We start from the raw sequence: 25,734 nt of genomic DNA on the forward strand, positions 1-25,734 counted from the left end.
CCTCGTCAGCCGCGCCCGCTCAGGAGCGCGTGACCGTCACCTCGTACAGCGAGTAGCCCCACTGCGTGGCCCGCCGGTCCCCGTGGATCCGTACGTAGCGGGCCGGCGTGGACGCGAACGCGGCCGTGTCGAAGCCGCCGTCCCCGACCTCCGTCGACCAGACCGTCCGCCAGTTCTCACCGTCCTCGGAGACCTCGATCCGGTATTGGCGGGCATAGGCCCGCTCCCAGTCCAGGGTCACCCGGCCCACCCGCCGGACCTCGCCCAGGTCCACCCGGAGCCACTGGTCGTCCGACCAGTCGCTGGCCCAGCGGGTGCCGGTGTCGCCGTCGAAGGCCCGGCCGGGCGCGTAGCTGGTGAAGGGGTGCCACTCGGTGCTGCTCGCCGACGTGGGCACGCCGGCCGCGAGGTTGACGCCCGGCTCGTGCCGCTCGGTCGCCCGCCAGGTCCGCAGGTAGGACTCGGCGCCGAGCGCCAGGTCGTCGATGACGTCCGGGCCGCCCGGGGTGAGCCGGATCTGCTCGATCCAGTCCGGGACGAGACCGGCGTGCGCGGCACCGTCCGTGTTGAGGTCCCAGGTCCGCTCGCCGGTCACCTGCCGGTCGAGGACCGTGCCGCCGTCGAAGCTGCGGTACGGGTACGTGACCGCGTTCGGCGCGTCCGTGCCGACCGGGCCGGGCCAGCCGCCGACGCCGTTCATGTCGGTGCCGTAGCCGAGGCCGACGCCGTACTTCTCGCGCAGCGCGGCCTTGCCGTCCGCCTCGTCGATGAAGCCCTGGGCGGCGTGCATGTACGGGGCCGTGAACCCGCCCAGCCTGTACAGCCGTTCGGTCCAGTCGAGGTCCATCCAGCTGTGCGTCGACAGCACGCCCGGGTACTCCTCGGCCTCCAGCATGTCGAGGGCCCGGCCGGCCGCCTTCACGCTCATGTGGTCGAGCTCCAGCATCATGCCCCGGTCCATCATGCCCCGGAGCGCGTACTCGCCCAGCCGGGTCAGGCCCCGGGTGTTGCAGCGGGCGTCGGAGGCGTAGGAGGGCACGCTCACCCCGGCGGGCAGCTTCTCCGCCATCGCGGCGGGCGCGACGAGTCCGATCGGATTGTCCTGCTGCGGACCGGCGCACCGCTCGGTCGACCAGAACGTGCCGGTGGACAGGAACTGGCCGATGTTGACCGCCACACCGGTCGTCCCGCTGTCGAAGCGGACGCCGCACAGCGCGTTGTCGAACTTGTGGCAGAGGAACATGCTGCGCACGCCGAGCCGGTACAGCTCGTCCAGGCCGCGGTCGATGTCGGCCTTGTCGCACTGGGCGACGTCGAGGATCTGCTTGCAGCCGAACGGCTCCGAGGTCTCCACGCCGAGGACGACGGCGAGCTTGCCCTGCTCGATCACCGAACGAGCCTGGTCGGCGCTGGTGACGATGCGGAACCAGCCCTTGCCGGGGCCGCCGAACATCGAGTCGACGTAGTCCTGCATCTCGTAGGTCTTGCGGGCCTCCAGGCGGATGGCCTCCATCTCGTCGCAGCCGCGGTCCCGGGGCATGAGCGAGCACAGCAGCCCGTTGGAGACCAGGTCGTTGACGAGCACGCGCTGACCGCCCCGCCACGCCCGCTCCAGCCAGGCGTAGTAGTTCTGCTGGTGCGTCAGCGAGTCGTGCGCGGGCCAGTCGGCGAAGGTCGGCCAGCCGTCCGGGTCGTGCGTGCCGTCCGCCCCGCCCGTCAGGTTCTCGAAGAGGGCGCCCGAACCGTCCGGGTAGTGCTCGGGGCAGTCCTTCAGGGCGTCGGCCGCCCCGGCGGTGGAGAAGGGCTTGCCGCAGATCAGCCGGCCGCCGAAGCCCTCGTTGGACATCACGTGGTTGTGCGCGTCGACGAAGCCGCGCACCCGCCCCTGGGCGTCGGTGCCGGTGAACGGCGCGCCGGTGGCGTTGATCTGCGAGTCGGGCGCGGGCCGCGCCGCCGGCTCCCACCACGACGAACCGGCGGCGGGGACCGGCGCGGCCCCGAAGAGCACGGCCGCGAGCGCGAGGAAGAGGGACACGAGGCCGAGGCGGCGCGTCCGGGCGGTGCGTGGGGACGTCCGGTGCGTGCGTGGGGACATGGTCGGGAAGCCTCCGGTCGGTGGGGGTGTACCGGGCGCCCCGAGGATCGCGGTGATGAAGGACCGAGTCAAGAGTCCGGGTCAAACGACCTACTGACGGGTTCGGGTTACCCCGGACGCGTCGCTCCCCGGTCTCCCCGAGCTCACCCCTCGATCAGCAGCACCAGCTGATCAACCGTCAACTCCAGCTGCTCCTCCGCTGCTTGCTCGTCCCGCAGGACGAGGTACTGGAGCGTCATCCCGTCCACCGCCGCCGCGAGGTGCCGGGCCAGCGTCGGCACCGGGACCTTCGGCTCCGCCCCGCGCACCGCCCCCACCTGCTCCACCAGCGCCGTCGCCGACCGCACGTACTGCTCGTACTGCGCCCGCGCCAGGTGCTCGAACCCCGGCTCGCGCAGCGCGTACTGCGTGAGGTCGTACGTCAGCAGGTGGTGCTCCGGATGCGCCGTGACGTCCTCCCAGTACGTCCGCAGCGCCGCCCGCACCGTCTCGCGCAGCGTCGCCCGGGGCTCGACCGCCCGCATCACCCGCGCCACGTAGTCGCCGATGATCGTCTCGATGGCCGCCTCCAGGAGCGCCTGCTTGGAGTCGAAGCAGTAATGGAAGACGCTCAGCGAGACCCCGGCCTCGGCGGAGATGGACCGCGTGGTGGTCCTGGCCACCCCGTCCCTGCTCATCGCCCTGATCGCCGCCTCGACCAGCTGCCGACGTCGCTCCGCCGACGGCATCCGCCCCATGCTTCCTCCTCGGGTCCGGGCGTCAGGGTAACCACCTCATCCGCGAACCGAGCAGCCGGTCATGCCCTGAAAAGGTCGTCCCGGGGGATCCGTGCCAGCAGCGGGGGCTCGCTCCCGCCTTCGTAGCCGAAGTGCAGCTCGTGCCGGGCGCGGGTGGCCAGGACGTAGTACGTCATCCGCAGCGCTGCCGACGAGGGGTCCGTATCGGCATCCACGTGAGCGTCGGGCACCACCACGACGTCGAAGCCGAGCCCTTTGACACTGGCCCGATTGACGAGGGTGAGGCCCGGACGGGAGAGGTCCAGGTGGCGGTACCGGCCGTGGCCCGCCTCCGCCGTGTAGAGCTGGGGCCTGAGGCGTGGGGCCGCCTTGCTCAGACGGGCCAACAGGTCGAGCTGGGCTCGCGTCGACTTCAGGACGACCCCCACGGAAGACCGGGGGCGCGACTGTGCGATGCCGGTCAGGAACGCGGTGAGGACCTCGGGGCGCGCGAAAGAATGGAGCTGCGGAAGCGCCCCTTCGCGTTCGGGGGGTTCCGGCGCCGACGAGCCGACGTGGAAGTGGCGTGCCAGCTCCGCGATCTGACGGGAGTTCCGGTGGTTGCCCTCCACCTCGCGCACAGGGCAGCCCCCGAGTGCCTTCGAGATCTCCGCGAGGGTCGAATGGGTCTCCGTGAGCTGCTGGCATTCATCCGCGTACACGGTGATCCGTGCGCCCAGCACCCGGCAGAAGCGGTAGAAGCCGGGAGGCAGGTCCTGACCCTCGTCGACGACCACGGAGAGACCGGGGACGGGGTCGGTGGACGTGGCCGTGCGCACCAGAACGCTCCAGTCGTACCAGCCGTCGTCCGCACGAGGCGCCTCGGAGCCGGTCCGGTCCCGGTACCAGGCGGCCAGCCAGGCGTGAGCCGTGGACACGGTCACCCTGTTCCCCGACGTCCCGAGGGCCGCGACGGCGGGTGCCAGCGACTGCCGCAGCAGGTGGGAGCGAGTCAGCAGTACGGTCGGCCCTCCCGTGAGCGAGAGCATCACCGCACGCTGTACGGCCAGCAGGCTCTTGCCGCTTCCGGGAGCGCCGTTGACGAGGTGGTTGCCGTCGAAGGGAAGGCTGTCGAGCACCGCGCGTTGCCGCGCGGTGAGGTCCAGGTAGGTGAGGGTCATCGTCGGCTCACTCCATCGCTGTCGCGGCGGCCGCGCGGGCCGCCGCGATGATCGGTTCGAAGTATCCGGGCACGTGGCCGCCACCCACCACCAGGCACCGGTCGAGGAGCGTGTTGCCCGTCTCGCAGCTGGTCTCCGGCAGAAGGGCGCAGGCGTGGCACGCCGCCCGGTTGAGGCTGTCGAATCCCTGCCCCGTGTGCTCGGCGCACAGCGGATCGGCCGAGCACCAGGCCGCCGCCTCCGTCATCCGCAGAAGGGTCTCGGCGAGGCGAGGGGGTTCGCCCTGTTGCACGAGCCCCCCGAGGGTGCCTTCCGCGTCACCTGCCGCCGTGTACACCAGCACGCCGTACTGATCGTGTTCGGGACGTGCGTACACCCGCTCGCGCAGGCTCGCGGTGGAGTAGCCCGACTCGAACGACAACTGCCGGATGAGAAGGTGGGCGAAGGTGTGCAGGAGCACGAAGCGGGGGGACAGCTCATGTCCCGCCACCGCCGCCAGCCGGTCGGCCTGGAACGAGCGGGCGAGGTCCTCCCGCATCCCCGCCACCCGTTCCCGTACCCGGGCGTCCCGCTCCCATGACGTCAGTTCGTCCTTGTCGAGAGTGAGGAAGATCCCCTCGCCGAACACCTCCACGGCGGGCAGCCAGCGCAGCCGTCGCGAGGTGTCGGCGGGAACGAAGGCCGAACCGGGGGAGACCCTGCGGAACCCCTGCAGCGCGCGCACCTCCCGGAGCCGGTCGGCCAGCACGATCCGCCCCATGCGCCCGCCCAGCCCCGCCCACGGCTCCGCCGTCTCACCCGCGAGACCGAGGTCGGTCGTACGAACCGCGAAATCCCTCGTGGCGGGCTGGGCCGGAGCGATGAACGCCGACCACTCCTCACGGCTCAGGTCCGGTACCGCGGGCCCGGCCGGCGGGCCGTCCCCGGAAGCCGCCGGAGCCGGCGCGGAGGCGATGCCGGTCTCCTCGGCGAGGAGTGCGTCCAGGAGCGCGTCGTCCGCACCGGTGTCCTCCTTGATGAGGTCGCGATAGGTCTCGGCCCGGGCCCCGCCGGCCGCCCTGCACAGCGGGATCCACAGGTCCGAGGCTCGTACCCGCTCGGCCAGGAGCTCGCTCCCGGCGTCGGCCGGCAGCTCGGCCTCGGGGATGTCGAGGGCGGAACTCACCACCGGGTAGTACACGTTCCCCGCCGTACGCTGCACGATCTGGACGGGCTTGACGCAGTCGGCCGCCTCGCTGAGACGCTGCCAGGGGTTCCGTCCCGAGCAGCGCATGCCGTGCGTGCCGAGGACGTCGAGCAGGTCCCGGGAGGCCCCGCAGCCACGTGCCAGACAGGTGACGGAGAGCGCTTCGAGGCCCGTCGCCCGCTCGGACACGTCGAAGCGGAGCCGGTCGCGCGTCGTACAGGACTGGCGTACCGCCGGATCGAGCCGGGAGTGGGCCCAGAACCACCAGTCCACGTCCCCGAGATGACCGTCCGCGCAGATCTGTACGAAACGCATCGGAGCCAGCTGCCGCGTCGGAGAGCAGCCGGGGCAACGAGGCGCCGTGCCAGGCTTCTCGTCGGCGATGCGCCAGCGGATCATGCGTCGACAGGCACCGCAGAACAGCCAAGCCGGGAAACGGACGTACGGGGCGCCCGCCGCGCCCTGTCGGTCGAAGCGCTCGTCGGCCGCCGGGGGCGCGGCGTAGAAGCCGCTCACCCCGAGCTGGTGGGCCAGCCGGGACGAGACGACCTCCTGACGCTGCTTCGGCCAGTCCCCGATGCCGGTGGCCACGAACGACTCGCCCTGGATGTCGAAGACGGCCCCGACTCCGAACGGGAGGACCGTCTGTGCCTGGCGCACCCGCAGTCGCCTGCTCACAGCTCCGCTCCCTTCACCGTCACCTGGCATTCCCGGTCGACGTTGCGCATCGAGTGGGGCGTCTCCCACAGTCCGCCGTGCTGTTCGAAATTCTTCAGCAGATGCATCTGACCCTTGCCCTGGCTTCGGTAATAAAGTTCCTTGCCTTCCTTGCGGGCGTCGAGCGCGTGCTGCTGCCACGCGGACAGCAGCTCGTCGAGTTCCTGATGGACCGCGGAGGCGGCCCGGGAATCGCCGGCCGAGGCCCGGGCGGCCAGTTGCTCCGCGATCACGACGACCTCCGGCAGCCGGTCGATCAACTCGCCGGCCTGGTTCTCGCCGGACAGGCCGAGGCCGTGCCGCACGAGGATGACCAGCGCGGCGTGCAGGGCACGACGGCGCGAAGGCGCGGACCAAGGCGTCACGCTCGTCGGTTCGACGTGCCGGTACAGGGACCGGTGGTAGACGTCGAAGGTCTCGTAGTGCGAGCGGTCCCTCGGCCGGGTGGCGTTGAAGAACGTCACCACCAGGCCCGGGACGGCGTGACGGCCCACCCGGCTCGTCGCCTGGATGTATTCGGCGGTGGTCTTCGGCTGTCCTTGCATCAGCATCAGGGCGAGCCGCTTCACGTCCACGCCGACCGACAGCATGTTCGTACAGGGCAGGAACGACACGGCGTCCGCCGCCGTGTACGGCTTCTCCAGCCGGTCGAGCAGAACGGGCTGCTCGGCTCTCGGCAGGTTGCTCGTCAGCTCCTGGACGGAGTTGTCGGGCAGTTCCCGCGTGCCGAGGCCGCCGTCGAGGCCGGTCAGCTGGGCGGGGATGTCGTCGGCGGCCGCGGTCACCGTGCGGCCGAGCTCACGGAGGCTGTGGTGGTAGGCCACCAGGGTCCAGTACGCGTCGCGGTGCTCCTCAGGGAGTTCCCAGGCGCCCTGCAGCATGGCTGCCGCCGTGGCGACCGCGGCACGACCGGCGGTGTGTCCCTGAGCCATGACGCCGACGTACTGCCGGCCCGGCCGTGACGTGTCGGGCTCGGCGAAGTACGAGTGCCGGGCGTCGACGCCGGCCGGCGGGAACAGCTGCACGGCACGTCCGTACAGGCCGCGCACCTGCTCTCCCGAACGTCGGATGGTCGCCGTGGAGGCGACGACCTTCGGACCGACGCCGTCGCGTGCACAGAGTCCCAGCACGGCCGCCTCGTACAGCCCGACGGTCGTGCCCAGCGGGCCGGTGAGCAGATGCAGCTCGTCCTGGATGACCAGTGACGGAGGAGCGACGTCGCTTCCGTCGCCGAACAGCCGCCCTGAGCGCGGCTCCCAGGCGAGGCGCGCGAACTTGTCCACCGTACCCAGGACGAAGGTGGGCGGTCGGTCGTAGAGCTGCTCGTCGACGACCGCCACCGGGAGCTCGTCGTGGAAGGCGCACGCGTCCCGGGGACAGAAGAAGGCGAACGAGTCGGCTCCCGCCCGGACTCCGTAGTCACCGATGTCCGGGGACTTGTGACTCGGCAGGATGCGGGTGCCGCACCACGGACACCTGTCCAGGATGAACATGTCCTCGGGGCGGGCGGCGGCCCGGACGTCCTCGAACGCCTTCCGCGCGGACTCGTAGCTGTTCGGCGACGTCGCCTCGCCCACCCACAGCCCGATGGAGAAGGGTTCCTCTCCCAGCACGGCGGGGTTCTCGCGGCGCAGGCTCTCCAGGGCGCAGACCGTGGTCGCCGCCCGCTGGAACTGCTGCGTCGTGAGCAGGCTCAACGTGTACCGGCTCAGGACCGCGGTCCCGCCCCCGTCCGGGTGACGCCGCCGCAGCACCATGACGAAGGCGGCGAGCAACAGGTACGCCTCGGTCTTGCCACCACCTGTCGGGAACCAGATGAGATCGGTGATCTCACGGTCCGGATGACGCGGGTCAGCCACACCGTCGAGGGCCATGAGGAAGAACGCCAGCTGGAACGGGCGCCAAGCGGCGTCGGAGAAGGGGGCGGGGTCGACGGCCACCGCCTCGCCGCGGGCCCTGCGCTCGCCGGCCTGGTCACGGGCGGAATGGCGCATCTGCAGAGCCATGGCACGGTTCGCCGTACGGAACGCCTCCAGCAGTTCGGGCCGCGCGGGGTCGCACAGGGTGCGGATGCCCGACTCGATGCGGCGGACGGCGCCCTCGACGCGGCCGAGGATGCGGTCCGCGGCCTCCTGGCCCCAGGGCGGTACGTCGACCTTCCGCTGCTCCTCGTACCACCGGTGGTACCCGGCCGCGAACTCCTGGAGCTCGGAGCGGAGGACGTCCGGCGGCACGGCGGGATCGGCGAGGTGGAGCACCCGCAGCACGGGCAGCCCCACCGGCCCCGCCGCCCGGGTGGCCGGGACTTCGGACCGCGGCATCACGGTGGCGGCGACGCCGGTGACGACACCGTGCCCGTCACGGAGTTCGTCGACCGCGCAGCCGTGACCGACGGCATGGGTGACGACGTGCCGGTACTGGAGCCGCAGTTCCTGTTCCTCCGGATCGCGGCTGGCGAGGCGCACACTCGGATACGGGCGGATCCTCCCGCCCCGGGGCCGGACCTCCAGCCGCACCTGGAACAGCATCCGGTCCCACTGCGCCGAGCGGCCGCGGCCCGCCGTCGGGAGTGTGCTCGCGCGGGCGGAGTTCACCAGGGCGACGGTGACGAGCCGGCCGCCACCGAACGACCTGCGTCGGAGCCTGATCTCGGCCCTGCCGTCGAGCACCTCGCTCTTGTGGTCGGCCACGTCGACGGTCACGGTCTCCACCGGGAGCGGGATGCGCCGCCAGTGCCGCGCCCGGTCTCCTTGGCGGGTCTCGTACCGTGCGGCCCCGCACACGATCTCCAGGGTGGGCGCGTCCGTGTAGAAGCTGAAGCCCAGGGACGACGGGAGCCAGGAGTTGGACTCGGGGATGGGGTCGGTGGCCGGGGCCGTGTCGTCCGCCGCCCCCTCGGTACCGGGCCCCTCCAGCTCCTCGGCGGTCTCGGTCAGACGCCGCTGCAGATCCGCTTCCTGAGGGTAGAGCGTGCCCATCAGGTACTGCCGGTCCGGCGGGGCGTCGAGCACTTCTTCCTCGCCGTGGGCCGGGCCGACCAACTGCCGGTGCAGATACTCGACGAGCTCGTCGCGCGGGTTCACGTGCGGGTTCTCCTTGGACGTCATCGTTCGGGGCGCTGGGGTCTGACGCGGACTCAGCCGCGGCGCCACCACTTGCGGGGGTCGGGCTGCTGCGGGGGCGTGGGACGAGGCGCCGGAAGCCGGGCCTCCCGTTCGGCCACGAGGGGCCGGGAGTTCTCCTGGGCCTCGGCGACACGCCTCTCGGCCCACCGTTCCACCGCCCGTACGCGCTCGGCCGCCTCGTGCTCCCGTGCCCGGACGTCCGTGACGAGCCGCCGGATCTCGGCCTGGGCCTCGCCGAGCCGCTCCTCGAGCTCGGCGGTGCGCCGTGCCGCTGCCCGGTCGTTCTCCCGGAGGCGGAGTTCGTACCGTTTCGCGGTACGGCTCACCGCCTCGTGCAGGTGGAGGATCTCCTCCCGGGCTTCGCGGGCACGCGCCTCGGCTGCTTCCAGCGCCTCCCGGAGGCGTTCCTCCGCCGCTTCCCGGGCCTCTCGCAGGAGACGGTCCGTCTCGTGACGGCTCTCCTCCACACGACGGGCGACCTCCGCCTCCATCCCGGCTCGTGCCTTGTCCCGTTCGTCCGCCCGCGCGGCGGCGACACGGCGGGCGATGTCGGTCTCCCGTTCCCGCAGCAGACGTTCGGCCTCCCGCAGCCGCTCCTCTGCCGAGGGGAGGTCCGGCTGAGCGGCGTCATCGGGTGGCGTCGGGCCCGTGTCCGTGTCGGACAGGGCGAACTCCTCCAGCGCCTGGACGAGCGCGAGGCGTCCCTCGGGCTTCACCAAGGGGCGCGCGGTCAGGTACCTCGTGGGGCACTGGCCGAGAAGGGCGGAGGACGGCCGGTCGAAGAAGTCCTCCGGTCGTCGCGCCCGTTCCTTCAGCGTGTCCAGCACCTTGACGAGCACCCGCAGGGACTCCGCGACCGAACGGTCGGGCAGTCGGCTGCCCTCGGCCGTCGCGATGACCGCCTGCGCGGGTGCGGGGCCGAGGAGCCCCGTCAGTGAGAGGTCGCCGAGGGCGAGGAGCGTGTACCGGGCCATCCAGCGCACGTTCCGGTCCAGGGGCGCGGGCAGTTCCAGGGCCTCCTCCCACCGGCTCGCCCGCCGAGGGCCTCCGGCCGCGGCGGAGGCGTCAGTGAGCACCGGGGTGCCGGGCCCGCCTGCCTGCCCGACGGCGGGCGCGTCGTCGGGCGCCGCGCCTTCGTCGCCCGTCGCGTCGCTGATCGGGCCCTCGTCGACCGGGGCGGCGGGCAGGTCCGCAGGGGACGTCCGGTCCTCCGCCGGCAAGGGCTCCGGTGGGGGCGCGGTGGCCGGCACGGCGTCGTCCGCGCCGCGTTCCTCCTTGGCCGCGGGGCCGGGCCCGGGCCCGGCACCGGGCGGCGGAACGGCCACGCCGGGGCGGACCGTCGTGCGTGTCCGGCGCGGGCCCCGAGGCGGCTGAGGGGGCGTGTCGGCGGCGCGGCGCCAGCGGAAGCCGACCAGGGACAGGATGATTCTGCGGTGGGTGGGCAGCCCGCTTCCGGACGCCCCGCCCGTCGTGCGCTGTTCCGCCGCCCACACGCCCAGGGGGAAGCCGCCTTCGAGGTGGTCCTCGGAGGGGTGCGCATGTCCCGTCCGGGTGTGGAAGGCACGCATGGCGACGACGCCGGCACCCCACTTGACGCTCTTGAGGTCCCTGCTGATCGCACCTACGGGGTTCGAGCCGACCCGGGGGTCCGTGAGCATGGACTCCAAGGTCCTGCAGGGGTCCTCGCCCGGGGCCTCGAAGGCGAGACGCAGCACCGGGAGAACCTGCGCCTCCAACTGCCGCACCCGTTCGCGCGTCACCTTGAGTTCCGTTCCGATGACGTCGAGGGTGGCGGGGTCGTGACCGCCCAGCCCGACGCGCCGGTTGACCACGTACGCGTAACGCGTGGGGAGAAGCGCCACGAGACGGTGGACGTCCTCGTCGGACAGGAGCTGCAGCACCGTCCCCTCCACGGAAGGGAGCGCGGTGCGGCCCTCGACGAGCTCGCCGAGGCTGGTGCCGTCGCCGATCACACGGTCGAGGGAGTCGGTCACCTTGCTGATGCGCCGGATCTTCTCGACCTTGTCGATCGGCAGATCGCACGCGACGGCCACGTCGGCGACGGTCGGGTGGCGCCCCGCGGAGATCAGCCGACGCTCCTCGCGGGCGACCTTCTGCATCGTCTCGTGCATGTGGACCGGAACCCGGATGGCGCTGCCCTCGTCGGCCACGGCGCGGGTCAGCGCCTGCCGGATCCACCAGGTGGCATAGGTGGACAACTTGTTGCCCTGTGTCGCGTCGTACTTGCGGATGGCGGTCATCAGCCCGAGGACGCCGTGCTGGAACAGGTCCTCGTACTCCAGCCCCTGCTCCGTGTGCTTGCGCGCGAGGGAATGGACGAGCCCCTGGTTGTGCGAGACCAGGCAGTCGCGTGCCCTGCGGCGCGGATGCCCCGAGGGGAGAGCCGCCAGTTCCTCGGCGGTCGGTTCGACGCCGACTCCGTCGACGCCCCCGCGGAGCAGCACGCTCAGTCCCACCTCCTCGTCGGCGGTGAGGACGCGCTTCTCGGGCCGCCGGGCGAAGCGGTCCTCGTCGAGGACGCGCAGGGCGGCGGTGACGGCGGCGTCCAGGCCGTCAGGGGTGACCGCGGGGGCGTCGGGCGACGGCTCCGGCAGGGCGGGTTCGGCGTCGGGCACGCTCTCGGGCCCGACCGCCTCCGCGCGCACGGTGAAGCGGGCTGCCGCGGCCGTCAGAAGCGCAGCGGAATCGGCCGCGCCGAGCCCCGCCAGGCGGGCCACTCCCGCGACCACCGGGCCGGGTACGGAACCCGCCTCGGCGTACCGGGCCACGACGTCGAGCAGGAGCCCGACGGCGGGGCTGACGGTTTCGTCCGGCAGCGGCGGTACGGGGCGCGGTGCAACCTTTTCCGCGTCTCGCGCGTCAGAAGTAGTTGACACCTCAACAATGCGAACATCCGTGCGCAATCCCATGCGGTTCAGTTCGGCCGCCAGTCTCGACCGGGCTGCCGCGTCCAGTCCCAGTCGCGCCACCTCGGCCGCGAAGGCGTCGGCCGGGGCGACGCCTTCGGCCGCGGCCTGCTGGAGGTTGCGGTGGAGCGCTGCGAGTGCGGCCCTGAGGTCCAAGGTCACCCAACTTTCACCTGGCGTGAAGGCGGCGGCTTGCCGTTGATGCGGCGTCAGTATAGAGGTGACGTGTTGGCGATGTAAACAGATTGAATCAGGCCGAATGATCGCGAAACCCGTGTACACTGCCCGCGTCGGGTCGTCTCTTCGGCGAGGAGGGAACCCGACGGCAGGCAAGGGGAGGCGTGCGCCCTGGACCAGGGGCCGCGAGTCGGGCGCAAGAGGGAGTGGCCATGGACCTGGAGACGGTCGCGGGACGATTTCGACTGCGCGGACCGATCGGCGCCGGGAACATGGGCGAGGTGCACAGGGCGGAGGACCTCCAGAAACCCGAGGGGGCGGCCGGGCGTCTCGTCGCGGTGAAGGTCATCCTGCGACACCGGTCCGGCGCGATCGTCGACACGCGTGCCGACGCCAAGGCGGTGGAACGCTTCGCGCGGGAGGTCCGCATCATGCGCCGCCTCCAGCACCCCAACATCACGCGCATCGTCGACGGAGGAGTGGATCCCGCCAGGGACTCCGAGCGCGGCGGGCTGCCCTACCTCGCGATGGAACTCCTGGACGGCGACACCCTCGGCGACCTCGTCGACGAGGAGTCCCAGCTCCCCGTCGCCTGGGCCGCGGCCATCGGCGTACAGATCGCCGACGGCCTCGCCCACGCGCACGCCGCCCGCGTGATCCACCGGGACCTCAAGCCGCGGAACGTCATGCTCACCCAGGGGGGCGTGGTCAAGGTCCTGGACTTCGGCATGGGCCGCATCGCGGACGACGCGGACGAGACCCGCCTGACCAGCAGCGGCGTCGCGGTCGGCACCGCGCGCTACATGGCCCCCGAGCAGTTCAGGGCCGGCCTCGTCACCGAGGCGGCGGACCTCTACGCCTTCGGCTGCGTGCTGTACGAGATGCTCAGCGGCGTGCCGCCGTTCACGGACGGCTCGGCCTACGAACTCGCCGAGAAGCACGTCAACGTCCCCCCGACGCCGCTGGGACTCATCCGGCAGGACCTCCCGCGGGAGCTCCTGCGTCTCGTCGACCGGCTGCTGGCCAAGGACCCGGCCGCCAGGCCGGCCGGCGCCCTCGCCGTACGGGACGCACTCCTGCCGCTCGCCCTCTCCGACGGCGACACGCCTGCCCTTCCCGCCTGGGACGCCTTCGACCCCGTCAGGGGGCTGCGGACCCTGGAGGAGGAGCGCAAGACGGCCGAGGGCCGTCCCGAGGACACGGCTCGGGCCGAGGACGCCGACCCGCGGGAAGGAGGGGACCGCTCCTCCCCGCCCGCGGCCGGCATGGACGTCTTCGACGTCCACCGCGAACTCATCAAGGACTACCGTGCCTTCACCGAGGGCGGCACCGTCATCCGGGACGAGCTCATCCGCCAGTTCGTCGAGAAGGACCTCGAAGGCAAGTCCCAGTGGCCCGACCCCTGGCTCTCCCTCAACCCGTTCTTCGCGAGCGGGGGCACGGTCCTCGAACTCGCGGGGCAGAAGGTCCTCCACGACGAGTGCGCCCGCATCTTCCAGGCGAGGAAGACCGAGGGCGGCAGGGTCTGCGACGGCCGCCCCCTCACCCTCCACCAGCACCAGAGGGAGGCGATCGACGCCGCGGCGGCCCGCGCCTCGTACGTACTCACCACCGGAACGGGATCCGGCAAGTCCCTCTCCTACATCGTCCCGATCGTCGACAGGGTCCTGCGGGAACGGGAAGCCGAGGGCCACGAACGTGCCAGGCGTGTCCGGGCCATCATCGTCTACCCCATGAACGCCCTCGCCAACAGCCAGCTCAAGGAGCTGGAGAAGTACCTCCGCGACGGCTACGGCGAGGGGCGCGAACCCGTCACCTTCGCCCGCTACACCGGCCAGGAGGACGACGAGCGCCGCAGGGAGATCCGCGACAACCCGCCCGACATCCTGCTCACCAACTACGTCATGCTCGAACTGATGCTGACCCGCCCGGCGGACCGGGCCAGCCTCATCAAGATGGCCCGCGGCCTGGAGTTCCTCGTCTTCGACGAACTCCACACCTACCGGGGCCGCCAGGGCGCCGACGTCGCCCTGCTCGTCCGGCGAGTCCGCGAGGCGTGCCAGGCCGCCGATCTGCAGTGCGTCGGCACCTCCGCCACCATGTCCACCGAGGGCACCCTCGACGACCAGAAGGCCGTCGTGGCCGACGTCGCCTCCACCCTCTTCGGCACCCGGGTCCGGCCCGAGCACGTCATCGGCGAGACCCTGGTCCGCGCGACCGACCCGGCACCCGAGACGGTTCCCGCCGAACGCCTGCGCACCCCCGCCGCCCCCCGCGCGTACGCGGACCTGGTCCGCGACCCGCTCGCCCGCTGGATCGAGACCCGCTTCGGTCTCGCCACCGACGAGGACAGCGGCCGCCTCGTCCGTCAGCGGCCGGCGAAGATCGAGGAAGCCGCCAAGGAACTCGCCGAGCTCTCCGGCGTCGACGAACACGCCTGCGTCGCCGCGATCCGTGCCACCCTGGAGGCCGGCTCCCAGGCCAAGAACCCGGTCACCGAACGGCCCCTCTTCGCCTTCCGGCTCCACCAGTTCCTCTCCAAGGGCGACACCGTCCACGTCACCCTGGAGGACAAGAGCACCCGTCACATGACCCGGGCGTACCAGCTGGAGCAGCCCGGCAGCGGCGGCAAGCCCTTGATGCCGCTCGCCTTCTGCCGGGAGTGCGGCCAGGAGTACGTGACCGTCTGGCGCACCGAGAAGGACGGCGACATCCGCTACGAAGCGCGCCGCGACACCGCCGCCACCGGCGGACGCCAGGGCGACGGCTACCTCTACATCGACCAGGAGCGACGCTGGCCGGCCGGCACCCAGCAGGCCGTCGTCGACCGCCGGCTGCCCGAATCCTGGCTGGAGATCGACGACAAGGACCAGGAGGTCGTCAAGAAGTCCTACCGCGACCGGGTCCCCACCGCGATCACCGTCGACCCGCTCGGCTACGAGGGCCGGGGAGAGCTGCACGCCGCGTTCATCCCCTCCCCGTTCCTCTTCTGCCTGCACTGCGGAGTCTCCTACGAGCAGACCCGAGCCAAGGACTTCGCCAAGCTCGCCACCCTCTCCCAGGAGGGCCGATCCTCGGCGACCTCCCTCATCTCCGCCTCCGTCGTCCGCTCCCTGAAGTCGGTGCCCGCCGAAGCCCTGGACAAGGAAGCGCGCAAGCTCCTCACCTTCGTCGACAACCGCCAGGACGCGTCGCTCCAGGCAGGCCACTTCAACGACTTCGTCCAGATCACCCAGCTGCGCGGCGCCCTGTACCGGGCGGCTCTCGACGCGGGCGAGGACGGCCTGCACCACGAGGACCTCGCCTCCGCCGTCGCCAACGTCATCGGCCTCGACCCCGTCGACTACACCGGCGACGCCGAACTGCCCCCCGCCCTCGCCCGCAACGCCGCCCGTACCCTGCGCGACGTGATCGCCTTCCGTCTCTACCTCGACCTCGAACGCGGCTGGCGCATCACCATGCCCAACCTGGAGCAGACCGGCCTGCTCGAGATCGACTACGAGGACCTGGTCTGGGTCGCGCGCAAGGACGACCGCTGGACGGGCACCCACAAGGCCCTGCTCACCGCGGATCCCGCCCTGCGCGCCGAGATCATGAAGGCGCTCCTCGACGAGATGCGCCGGTCCCTCGCCATCGACGTCGCCTACTTCCGCGACGACTTCGACACGCTCCAGCGCGCCAGCGAGGAGCGGCTCATCGACCCGTGGACCCTGAGCGCCGCGGACAAGCCCAAGGTCGCCACCGCCTACCCGCACCCTTCGCGTCCCGGCCTGGACCGCTCGAACCTCTTCCTCTCCGCCCGCGGCAAGTTCGGCAAGTACCTGAAGCGCACCGACGCCGGGTTCAGGAAGCTCGACCAGGACGACCTCCAGCTCGTCATCGGTGACCTGTTCAAGGTCCTCGCCAAGGCCGGCCTGGTGAAGGAGGTCGCCGAGGTCCCGCAGCGGGCCGGGCGATTCCACCGCCCCACCGGCCCCCTCCCCACCGGCTACCGGGTGGCCGCCCAGTCCCTCGTCTGGCGGGCCGGAAAGGGCGTGACCGGCGCCCACGACCCGCTCACGCGCACCTACCAGAGCGGTGACGGACCCCGCGTCAACTCCTTCTTCCAGAACCTCTACAAGGACGCGGCGAGCGAGCTGGCCGGCCTGTTCGCCCGCGAACACACCGCCCAGGTCGCCCCCGAGGAGCGGGAGAAGCGCGAAGAGGCGTTCCGCAAGGCGGAACTGAAGCTGCTCTACTGCTCGCCGACGATGGAGCTCGGCGTCGACATCTCCTCGCTCAACGCGGTGATGATGCGCAACGTCCCGCCGACACCCGCCAACTACGCCCAGCGCAGCGGACGCGCCGGCCGCAGCGGCCAGCCCGCTCTCGTCACCACGTACTGCGCCACCGGCAACAGCCACGACCAGTACTACTTCCGCCGCTCCGACCGCATGGTCGCCGGAGCCGTCGCCCCGCCCCGTCTGGATCTCGCCAACGAGGACCTGGTCCTCTCCCACCTCCAGGGCGTCTGGATCGCCGAGGCCGGCCTCAAACTGGGCCGGTCCATCCCCGAGGTGCTCGACGTCTCCTACTCCGAGACCGGCGACCGGCCGCGGCCCGAGCTCCGGCTCCAGCCGGACATCCGGGACGCCTCCCTCGACCCCGACGCCCAGCGCCGCACCGTCGACGCGGCCCTGCGCGTCCTGGCACCGCTCATCCCGCAGTTCGCGGAGACGACCTGGTGGTACGACGACTGGATCCAGGACCGGGTCCGCACCGTCCCGCAGCGGTTCGACGACGCCTTCGACCGCTGGCGCGACCTCTTCCGGGCCGCCCTCGACGACCAGTACATCCAGAACAAGCGCCGGCTCGACTACACCCTCACCGAAGGCGACCGCAACCGCGCCAACGGCCGCCGCCGCGAGGCGGAGACCCAGCTCAACCTGCTGATGAACGAGAGCGCCGACAGCAAGTCCGTGCTCTCCGACTTCAACCCCTACCGCTACCTCGCCTCCGAGGGCTTCCTGCCCGGCTACTCCTTCCCGCGGCTTCCACTCGCCGCCTACATCCCCACCGTCGGCCGGCGCCGCGGCGACGGCGACTACCTCCAGCGGCCCCGCTTCCTCGCCATCCGCGAATTCGGCCCCGGCGCGCTCATCTACCACGAGGGCGCCCGCTACCAGGTCACCCGCATCCAGCTCCCGCCGGACTCCTCCGGCGACCTCGCCACGACCGCCTCGCGCCGCTGTGCCGGGTGCGGCTACCACCACGACCCGGAGGAGCGCGCCGACCGCTGCGAGATGTGCCACGAGCCCCTGGGCGCCGCCACGTACGGCCTGCTGCACCTGCACACGGTCTACACCACCCGCCGCGAGCGCATCTCGTCCGACGAGGAGGAGCGCCGCCGGGCCGGCTTCCGCCTGGAGACCTCGTACCGCTTCCAGGACCACGGCACCCGCAAGGGCCGCCAGGACGCCACCGTCTCCGACTCGTCCGGCGGACCGATCGCCGTCGTCTCCTACGGGGACTCGGCGACCGTCCGGATCACCAACACCGGCCGCGTCCGCGCCAAGAAGGACGAACCCGCGGGTTACTGGCTCGACCTGGGCGACGGCCGCTGGATGAACGACCGCGACGCCGCCGAGGCGTCCGGCGATTCCGGCGAGCTGCCCGTCGTCGACGCGGACGGCAACGAGCGCCGCCGCAAGAAGCGCGTCCTGCCCTTCGTCGAGGACCGCCGCAACATCCTCGTCGTCACCCTCGAGGAGCCCCTGTACGAGCCCGTCGCGCTCTCCCTGATGTACGCGCTCGAACGCGGCATCGAGGCCGCCTACGAGCTGGAGGACTCCGAACTCGGCGCCGAACTCCTCCCGCCCGACGACGGCCCGCGCGGCCGCATCCTCTTCACCGAGGCGGCAGAGGGCGGCGCCGGCGTGCTGCGCCGCCTCCAGGCCGAACCGGGCGGGATCGCCCGCGCCGCCGAACGAGCCCTGGAGATCTGCCACTTCGACAAGGAAGGCACCGACCTCGCCCACCCGGACTCCGACCGCCCCTGCGCCCTCGGCTGCTACGACTGCCTCCTGACCTACGGCAATCAGGGCGACCACGCCCACATCAACCGCCACTCCGTCAGGGAGCTCCTGCTCCGGCTGGCCTCGTCGACCGCGGTACGCGAGCAGCGCGGCGAGTCTCGTACGGAGCAGTTCCACCGCCTCCTGGAGCAGACCGGCACGCCAGTCGCCCCGGTCGGCCCGGCGCTCACCCCCGTCGAGACGGTGCTGGCCGAGGACCTCGCCCAGGACAACCTGCTGACCTGGCTCAAGGCCAAGGGCCTCCACCTCCCCGACGAGGGCGAGACGCTGATCACCGAGGCCAACGCCCAGGCCGACTACGTCTACCGCCTCGGCAACCTCGACGTCGCCGTCTTCGTCGACCTGCCCGGCACGGAACCGACGGCCCTGCGGGACGAGGACGCCGAGGAGCGGCTCCTCGACGCCCGCTGGGACGTCGTCCGCTTCCCGCACGACGCCGACTGGAACGCCATCGTCGCCGCGCACCCCCGCATCTTCGGCACCACCCGCTGACGCCCGCCCACCACGAGGACTCGACCACCGACATGGCACTCACATACTCCGCCGGATCCCTGGTGACCGCGCGCGGCCGCGAATGGGTGGTGCTCCCCGAGAGCGCCCCGGACATGCTCGTCCTGCGCCCCCTCGGCGGATCCGACGACGACGTCGCCGCCGTCTTCCCCGCCTTCGAGGACGTCAAGGGCGCCGAGTTCGCCGCCCCCGCGCCCACCGACCTCGGTGACCAGCGCGCCGCCGGCCTGCTGCGTACGGCCCTGCGCATCGGCTTCCGCTCCGGCGCCGGCCCCTTCCGCTCCCTCGCGGGCATCGCCGTCGAGCCCCGCGCCTACCAGCTGGTGCCGCTCCTGATGGCCCTGCGCCAGCAGACCGTGCGCATGCTGATCTCCGACGACGTCGGCATCGGCAAGACGGTCGAGGCCGGCCTCATCGCCTCCGAGCTCCTCGCCCAGGGCGAGGCCACCGGCCTCGCCGTGCTGTGCGCGCCGGCCCTGGCCGAGCAGTGGCAGGCCGAGCTGCGCGGAAAGTTCGGCATCGACGCCGAACTCGTCCTCTCCTCGACGGTGTCCAGGCTGGAGCGAGGCCTGGACCTCGGACAGTCCCTCTTCGACAAGTACCCCCACGTCATCGTCTCGACGGACTTCATCAAGTCCACCCGCCACCGCGACGACTTCGTCCGCCACTGCCCCGACCTGGTGATCGTCGACGAGGCCCACACCTGCGTCGCCGCCGACGACACCTCGGCCGGCTCGCAGAACCAGCTGCGGTACGAACTCCTCAAGCGGGTCGCGGCCGACCCCGAGCGTCACCTGCTCCTCGTCACCGCCACCCCGCACTCCGGCAAGGAGTCCGCCTTCCGCAACCTCCTCGGCCTGGTCACGCCGGAACTGGCCCGGGTGGACCTGGACAGCGAATCCGGCCGCGCCCTCCTCGCCCGGCACTTCGTCGCCCGCAAGCGCGCCGACGTCCGCCAGTACCTCACGAAGGGGGACGGACTGAGCGACGACAGCCTCGCCGAGCGGACGGCCTTCCCTTCCGACCGCTACTTCAAGGACGAGACCTACAAGCTCGCGCCCGCCTACCGGGCCCTGCTCGACGACGCCATCGCCTACGCGAGCGACCGCGTCGAGGCGGCCGGCGGCCAGGGCAAGCGGGAGGCCCGCATCGCCTGGTGGTCCGCGATCGCCCTGCTGCGCTCCCTCGTCTCCTCGCCCCGGGCCGCCGCCCAGACCCTCCGTACCCGCTCCGCCGCCGCGGTCGCCGCCTCCGCCGAGGAGGCCGACCGCCTGGGCGCCCCGCTGACCAGCGACTCCGCGGAGAGCGACACCCTGGAGGGGATGGACGTCGCACCCGGCGCCGGAACGGAGGAAGGGAACGGGGAGAACGCGGGCAGCCGCCTCGCCGAACTCGCCGCCCGCGCCGAGGCACTGGAGGGACCCGAGCAGGACCTCAAGCTGAAGGCGCTCGTCAAGCACCTCAAGGCCCTGCTCGCCGACGGCCACAACCCGATCGTCTTCTGCCGCTACATCCCCACCGCCGAATACCTCGCCGAGCAGCTGAGCGGCGACCCGGAGACGAAGAAGCGCGGCCCCCTCGGCGCGAAGACCGTCGTCAAGGCCGTCACCGGCACCCTCTCCCCGCAGCAGCGCATCGAGCGCATCGAGGAGCTGGCCGCGGAGGCCGGCGAGGACGCCGCAGCCCGCCGGGTCCTCGTCGCCACCGACTGCCTGTCCGAGGGCGTCAACCTCCAGCACCACTTCGACGCCGTCGTCCACTACGACCTGGCCTGGAACCCGACCCGGCACGACCAGCGCGAGGGCCGCGTCGACCGCTACGGCCAGAAGCGGGACCAGGTCCGGGTCATCACCCTGTACGGCGACGACAACGGCATCGACGGCAAGGTCCTCGAAGTCCTCATCAAGAAGCACCGCCAGATCAAGAAGGACCTCGGCATCTCCGTCTCCGTGCCGGACGAGATGTCCACCGGCGTCACGGACGCGATCGTGGAGTGGCTGCTCCTGCGCGGCCGCGAGGGCGAACAGCAGGCCCTCTTCGGCTCCGACGCCTTCCAGCAGAGCTTCGGCGACCTGGAGCAGGACTGGAACTCCGCCGCCGAGCGCGAGAAGAAGTCCCGCTCCCGCTTCGCCCAGCGCTCCATCCACCCGGAGGAGGTCGCCCGCGAGGTCGCCTCGGTGCGTGAGGCCCTGGGCGGCGTCGGCGAGGTCGAGACCTTCGTACGGGAGGCCCTGGGCGCGCTCGGAGGCGTCCTGCGCGAGACGGACGGCTCGACGCCGGGCGACTTCACCGCCCAGGTCGGCGGCACGCCCGCCGGCCTGCGCGACGCGCTCGCCCCCGCCGTCGGCCCGGAGGTCATCGAGAAGGACCGCCCGATCCCCTTCCGCCACGACCCCGCGGTGGCCCGTGGAGAGGCCGCCCTCGTCCGTACGGACCCGGTGATCGGCGCCCTCGCCGGACACGTCCTGAACGCGGCCCTCGACAAGGAGGCCGAAGGCGTCCGGCCGGCCCGCCGCTGCGGCGTCATCACCACGGACGCCGTCACCACCCGTACGACCCTGCTCCTCGTCCGCTACCGCTTCCACCTCACCCTGCCCTCGCGGACCGGCGAGAAGCAGCTCGTGGCCGAGGACGCCCGGCTGCTGGCCTTCCGCGGCGCCCCGAAGAACGCCGAGTGGCTGTCCCCGGCGGAGGCCGTCGCGCTCCTCGACGCCACCGCCACCGAGAACACGCCCGCCGACTTCGGCGAACGCACCATGACCCGCATCCTCGGGCAGCTGGACACGGTGACCGGCCACCTGGAGTCCTACGGCGACGACCTCGCGGCCGACCTCGCCGACTCCCACCGCCGCGTCCGCAGGGCGTCCGACGAGATCGTCCGCGGCCTCCGCGTCACCGCCCAGCGGCCCGCCGACGTCCTCGGCGCCTACGTCTACCTGCCCGCCGCTTCCGGAGAGGCCGCCGCCTGATGTCCGCCACCACCCGCAGCCAGGTCTTCTCCGCCGTCCAGACGGTCGGCGCGCTGCTGCCCGCCGACATGCTGGTCCGGATCTCCGAGGGCAAGGACGTCCCCGGCTCCAAGCCCGCCGACTACGGCCTCCCGACCTCCCGCTCCGTACGCGACGAGGCCGAGCGGAGCTGGGAGTACCTGAAGCCCCTCTGGCGCGACCTGCGCAAGCGTCTCCCCGAGGACCCCGTCACGGGCGCCCCCGCCGCCGACCCCACGGGCCTCGCCACCAGCGACTGGCTGGCCCCCCTCTGGCGCGAACTCGGCTTCGGCCCCCTGACGGCCGTGGGCCCGGCCGGCATCACCGCCGACTCCGACGCGGAGAAGTCCTTCCCGGTCTCCCACCGCTGGCACCACGCCCTCATCCACCAGACCGCGTGGAACACGGACCTCGACAAGCGCGCCGCCGCCGGCCAGGTCCCGCCCCAGTCCATGCTCCAGGAATGCCTCAACCGCACCGAGACCCACCTGTGGGGAGTCCTCACCAACGGCCGCCGGGTGCGCCTGCTGCGCGACTCCAACGCCCTCGCCACGGCGTCCTACGTCGAGTTCGACCTCGAAGCGGTCTTCGACGGCGAACTCTTCAGCGAGTTCGTCCTCCTCTACCGCCTCCTGCACGTCTCCCGCTTCGAGGTGGCGGACGGGGCGGCGCCGTCGGGCTGCCGCCTGGAGAAGTGGCGCACCGAGGCGATCGCCTCCGGCACCCGCGCCCTGGAACAGCTCCGCAAGGGCGTCCAGGAGGCCATCACCGCCCTCGGCACCGGCTTCCTCCGCCACCCCGCCAACACGGCCCTGCGCGACGACACCGACGTCAAGGCCCTGCACGGGGCACTCCTGCGGCTGGTCTACCGCCTCCTGTTCGTCTTCGTGGCGGAGGACCGTGACGCCCTCCTCTCCCCGGACGCCGACGAGCAGGCCCGTCAGCGGTACGAGACGTACTTCTCGTCGAGCCGCCTCCGCACCCACGCCCGGAAGCGCCGCGGCACCGCCCACGGCGACCTCTACCAGGCCCTCCGCATCGTCCTGGACGCCCTCGGCGACGAGAACGGCCGCCCGGAGCTGGGCCTGCCGGGCCTCGGCGGCATCTTCGACGAGACGGACGCGGACACCCCGCTGAAGGGCCTGTCCCTGGCGAACGAGCACCTCCTCACCGCCGTGCGCCACCTCTCCCAGGTCCGCGACACGGGCTCCCGCCGCTGGCGCACGGTCGACTACCGCCACTTGGACGCCGAGGAACTGGGCTCGATCTACGAGTCCCTGCTCGAACTGGTCCCGCAGCACAGCGCGGTCGACCGCACCTTCGAACTGGTCGAACTGGCCGGCAACACGCGGAAGACGACGGGCTCGTACTACACCCCGTCCTCCCTCATCGAATGCCTGCTGGACTCCTCCCTGGACCCGGTCCTGGACGACGCGGTGAAGCGCGGCGAGCAGGCGGCGACGGCGGCGGGCGAGCCGGACCCGTCGGACGCGATCGTCAGCGAACTCCTCTCCCTCACGGTCTGCGACCCGGCCTGCGGCTCCGGCCACTTCCTGGTGGCGGCGGCGCGCAGGATCGCCAAGCGCGTGGCGGCGGTCCGCGAACGCAACCCCGAGCCGACCCTGGAAGCCGTCCGCCACGCGCTCCACGAGGTCGTGGCCCGCTGCATCTACGGCGTCGACCTCAACCCGATGGCGGTCGAACTGGCCAAGGTGTCCCTGTGGCTGGAAGCCCTGGAACCCGGCCGCCCCCTCGGCTTCCTGAACGCCCACGTCAAGCACGGCAACGCCCTGATCGGCGCGACGCCGAAACTGCTGCGGGACGGGATCCCGGACGACGCGTTCATCGCGACCGAGGGAGACGACAAGAAGCACGCCAAGACTCTGGAGAAGCTCAACGCCGAGGAGCGCAAGGGCCAGTTCACCCTCTTCGACCTGGAGGACGAGGGAGTGAGGGTCGCCAACACGGCCTTCGCGTCCGGCATGCGCCGCATCACCCACGCGCCTTCCGGCAACCTGAGCGAGGTACGCGGCCAGGCGGCGGCCTACGAGCAGTGGGAGAAGTCCGCCGACTACGTCAACGCCCTCCACCTGGCCGACGCCTGGTGCGCCGCCTTCATGTGGCTCAAGACCCCCGAGGCCCCGAGGGCCGTCACGCACGGCGTCTTCCGCTCCCTGGAGGACCCGAACGCATCCAGCGCCTCCAAGGCCACCCACGACGAGATCGTGCGCCTGCGCGAGCAGTACCGCTTCTTCCACTGGCACCTGGAGTTCCCGGAGGTGTTCTCCGTCCCGGAGTCGGGAGCGGGCATCAGCGAGGCGACGGGCTGGGCGGGCGGCTTCGACTGTGTGCTGGGCAACCCGCCGTGGGACAGCGTGGAGCTGAAGGAGCAGGAGTTCTTCGCGCAGCGCGCCCCCGAGATCGCCGCCATCTCGAACGCCAGCGCCCGCAAGAAGCAGATCGCCAAGCTCCAGGAGACCCCGGAGACGCTGGAACTGTACGGTGAGTACGCGGCGGCCAAACGAGCCGTCTACGCGGAGAGCCACTTCCTGCGCAGGTCCGAGCGGGTACCGCTGACGGGCCAGGGCAACCTGAACCTGTACGCGGTGTTCGCCGAGACGGACCGCATCCTGACGGGCGAGCGGGGCCGGGCCGGCGTCATCGTCCCGACGGGCATCGCGACGGACGCGCGGACGCAGTACTTCTTCAAGGACCTCGTGGAGAACGGCTCGATCGCGGCGCTGTACGACTTCGAGAACCGGGCCGGCCTGTTCCCGGATGTGGACTCTCGCATGAAGTTCAGCATCCTGTCCTTGGCGGGCCGAGCCCTGCGTGAGGCGGAGGGCCGGTTCGCCTTCTTCCTCCAGGACCCGGCGGAGCTGGACGACGCGGAGAAGGCGTTCGTGCTCACGCCCGAGGAGATCACCCTCCTCAATCCCAACACGGGCACCTGTCCGGTCTTCCGAACCCGTCGCGACGCGGAGATCACCTTGGGTGTGTACCGCCGAGTGCCCGTTCTGCTGAGGGAGGGCGACCCGGCAGGCGACCCGTGGAGTGTGTCGTTCCTGAGGATGTTCGACATGTCGCACGACTCGCATCTCTTCCACGCTCGTGAGGATCTGATGGCCGAGGGGTGGAGGCTGGACGGCAACGTCTTCGTTCTCGGTGGGGCCCGGATGCTTCCGTTGTACGAGGCGAAGATGCTTCACCACTACGACCACCGCTGGGCGACCTATGACGAGGACGGTTCTACGCGGGACGTGAAGCTGGAGGAGAAGAAGGAACGAGACGGGGTGATCGCCCCCCGTTACTGGGTGCCGGCGACGAACGTGCGCGAGCGCCTTGTCGCGCGAGGCTGGGAAAATCACTGGTTGCTGGCATTCCGCAACGTGTGCCGCAACACAGATGAGCGCACGGTCATCAGTTCGGTGATTCCCGAATCTGCGGTGGGGCACAGTGCGCCGCTCGTTTTGGCCCGCGAAGGGAACCTTCTGCAGCAGGTTCTCAGCTCCTACGTCTGCGACTATGTCTTGCGCCAGAAACTGGGTGGCGTGAACCTGTCGTTCAACTATTTCGAGCAAATCCCTGTTCCGCTTCTCGCCACCGTTCTTGTGCATCAGGAGTTCATGAGGAAGCGCGGTCTGGAGCTGGCGTTCGTGACGCGGGAGCTCGAACCGTTCGCCCGCGACCTCGGCGACACCGGCGCCCCCTTCGTCTGGGACGAAGACCGCCGCACCATCATCCGCGCCGAACTCGACGCCCTCTTCTTCCACCTCTACGGCATCGACAGGGACGACGTCGCCTACATCCTCGACACCTTCCCCATCGTCAAGCGCAAGGACGAGGCCAAGTACGGCACCTACCGCACCAAGGACCTCATCCTCGCCGAGTACGACCGCATGGCGGCCGCCGGCGTCAGCCTGACCAACCCCCTCGTGGACGGCGAGAACTACACCTCCACGCTCACCCCGCCCCCGGGACACGGCCCCCGCCACCCGGCGGCCTGAAAACCCACCACGCCTACGCGGCCCGGACCGGA

At 71.5% G+C, this 25,734-nt stretch carries 9 protein-coding genes; 3 read left to right on the forward strand and 6 right to left on the reverse strand.

Annotated features, from left to right (window positions below; all coding sequences use genetic code 11):
• Positions 1 to 19 precede the first annotated feature (19 nt).
• From IE245_RS09005 to IE245_RS09030, 6 genes are all read right to left on the reverse strand, one after another.
• Positions 20 to 2,095, reverse strand: coding sequence for a discoidin domain-containing protein (locus tag IE245_RS09005; protein WP_189946243.1), 2,076 nt, complete (start codon positions 2,093 to 2,095; stop codon positions 20 to 22).
• Between the two features lie 143 nt (positions 2,096 to 2,238).
• On the reverse strand, positions 2,239 to 2,832 hold the full coding sequence (locus IE245_RS09010) for a TetR/AcrR family transcriptional regulator (RefSeq protein WP_189946244.1): 594 nt from the start codon (positions 2,830 to 2,832) through the stop codon (positions 2,239 to 2,241).
• 59 nt (positions 2,833 to 2,891) lie between these two features.
• Positions 2,892 to 3,992 (reverse strand): DEAD/DEAH box helicase, encoded by a 1,101-nt coding sequence (locus tag IE245_RS09015; RefSeq protein WP_189946245.1) that lies wholly within the window; start codon positions 3,990 to 3,992, stop codon positions 2,892 to 2,894.
• Between the two features lie 7 nt (positions 3,993 to 3,999).
• On the reverse strand, positions 4,000 to 5,856 hold the full coding sequence (gene drmB, locus IE245_RS09020) for an MrfA Zn-binding domain-containing protein (protein WP_189946246.1): 1,857 nt from the start codon (positions 5,854 to 5,856) through the stop codon (positions 4,000 to 4,002).
• The gene (locus tag IE245_RS09025) at positions 5,853 to 8,978 is read right to left on the reverse strand and encodes a helicase-related protein (RefSeq protein ID WP_189946247.1); all 3,126 of its coding nucleotides are present in this window, start codon (positions 8,976 to 8,978) and stop codon (positions 5,853 to 5,855) included. The genes drmB and IE245_RS09025 overlap by 4 nt, the downstream gene beginning before the upstream one ends.
• Before the next feature lie 53 nt (positions 8,979 to 9,031).
• Positions 9,032 to 12,109: a sigma-70 family RNA polymerase sigma factor gene (locus tag IE245_RS09030; protein WP_189946248.1), complete on the reverse strand. Its 3,078-nt coding sequence runs from the start codon at positions 12,107 to 12,109 to the stop codon at positions 9,032 to 9,034.
• 227 nt (positions 12,110 to 12,336) lie between these two features.
• Between IE245_RS09030 and IE245_RS09035 the strand changes: the two genes are divergently transcribed.
• From IE245_RS09035 to IE245_RS09045, 3 genes are read left to right on the forward strand one after another with little or no spacing between them, the layout of a single operon-like run.
• Positions 12,337 to 18,690 (forward strand): protein kinase domain-containing protein, encoded by a 6,354-nt coding sequence (locus IE245_RS09035; RefSeq protein ID WP_189946249.1) that lies wholly within the window; start codon positions 12,337 to 12,339, stop codon positions 18,688 to 18,690.
• A gap of 32 nt (positions 18,691 to 18,722) precedes the next feature.
• On the forward strand, positions 18,723 to 21,677 hold the full coding sequence (locus IE245_RS09040; RefSeq protein WP_189946250.1) for a DUF8741 domain-containing protein: 2,955 nt from the start codon (positions 18,723 to 18,725) through the stop codon (positions 21,675 to 21,677).
• A complete protein-coding gene (locus IE245_RS09045; protein WP_189946251.1) occupies positions 21,677 to 25,702 on the forward strand; it encodes an Eco57I restriction-modification methylase domain-containing protein in 4,026 nt (1,341 codons plus the stop codon). Before IE245_RS09040 ends, IE245_RS09045 begins: the two co-directional genes overlap by 1 nt.
• The last annotated feature ends 32 nt before the right edge of the window (positions 25,703 to 25,734 follow it).

The sequence above is a fragment of the Streptomyces roseolus genome (genome assembly GCF_014649855.1).
Taxonomy (GTDB): Bacteria; Actinomycetota; Actinomycetes; order Streptomycetales; family Streptomycetaceae; genus Streptomyces; species Streptomyces roseolus.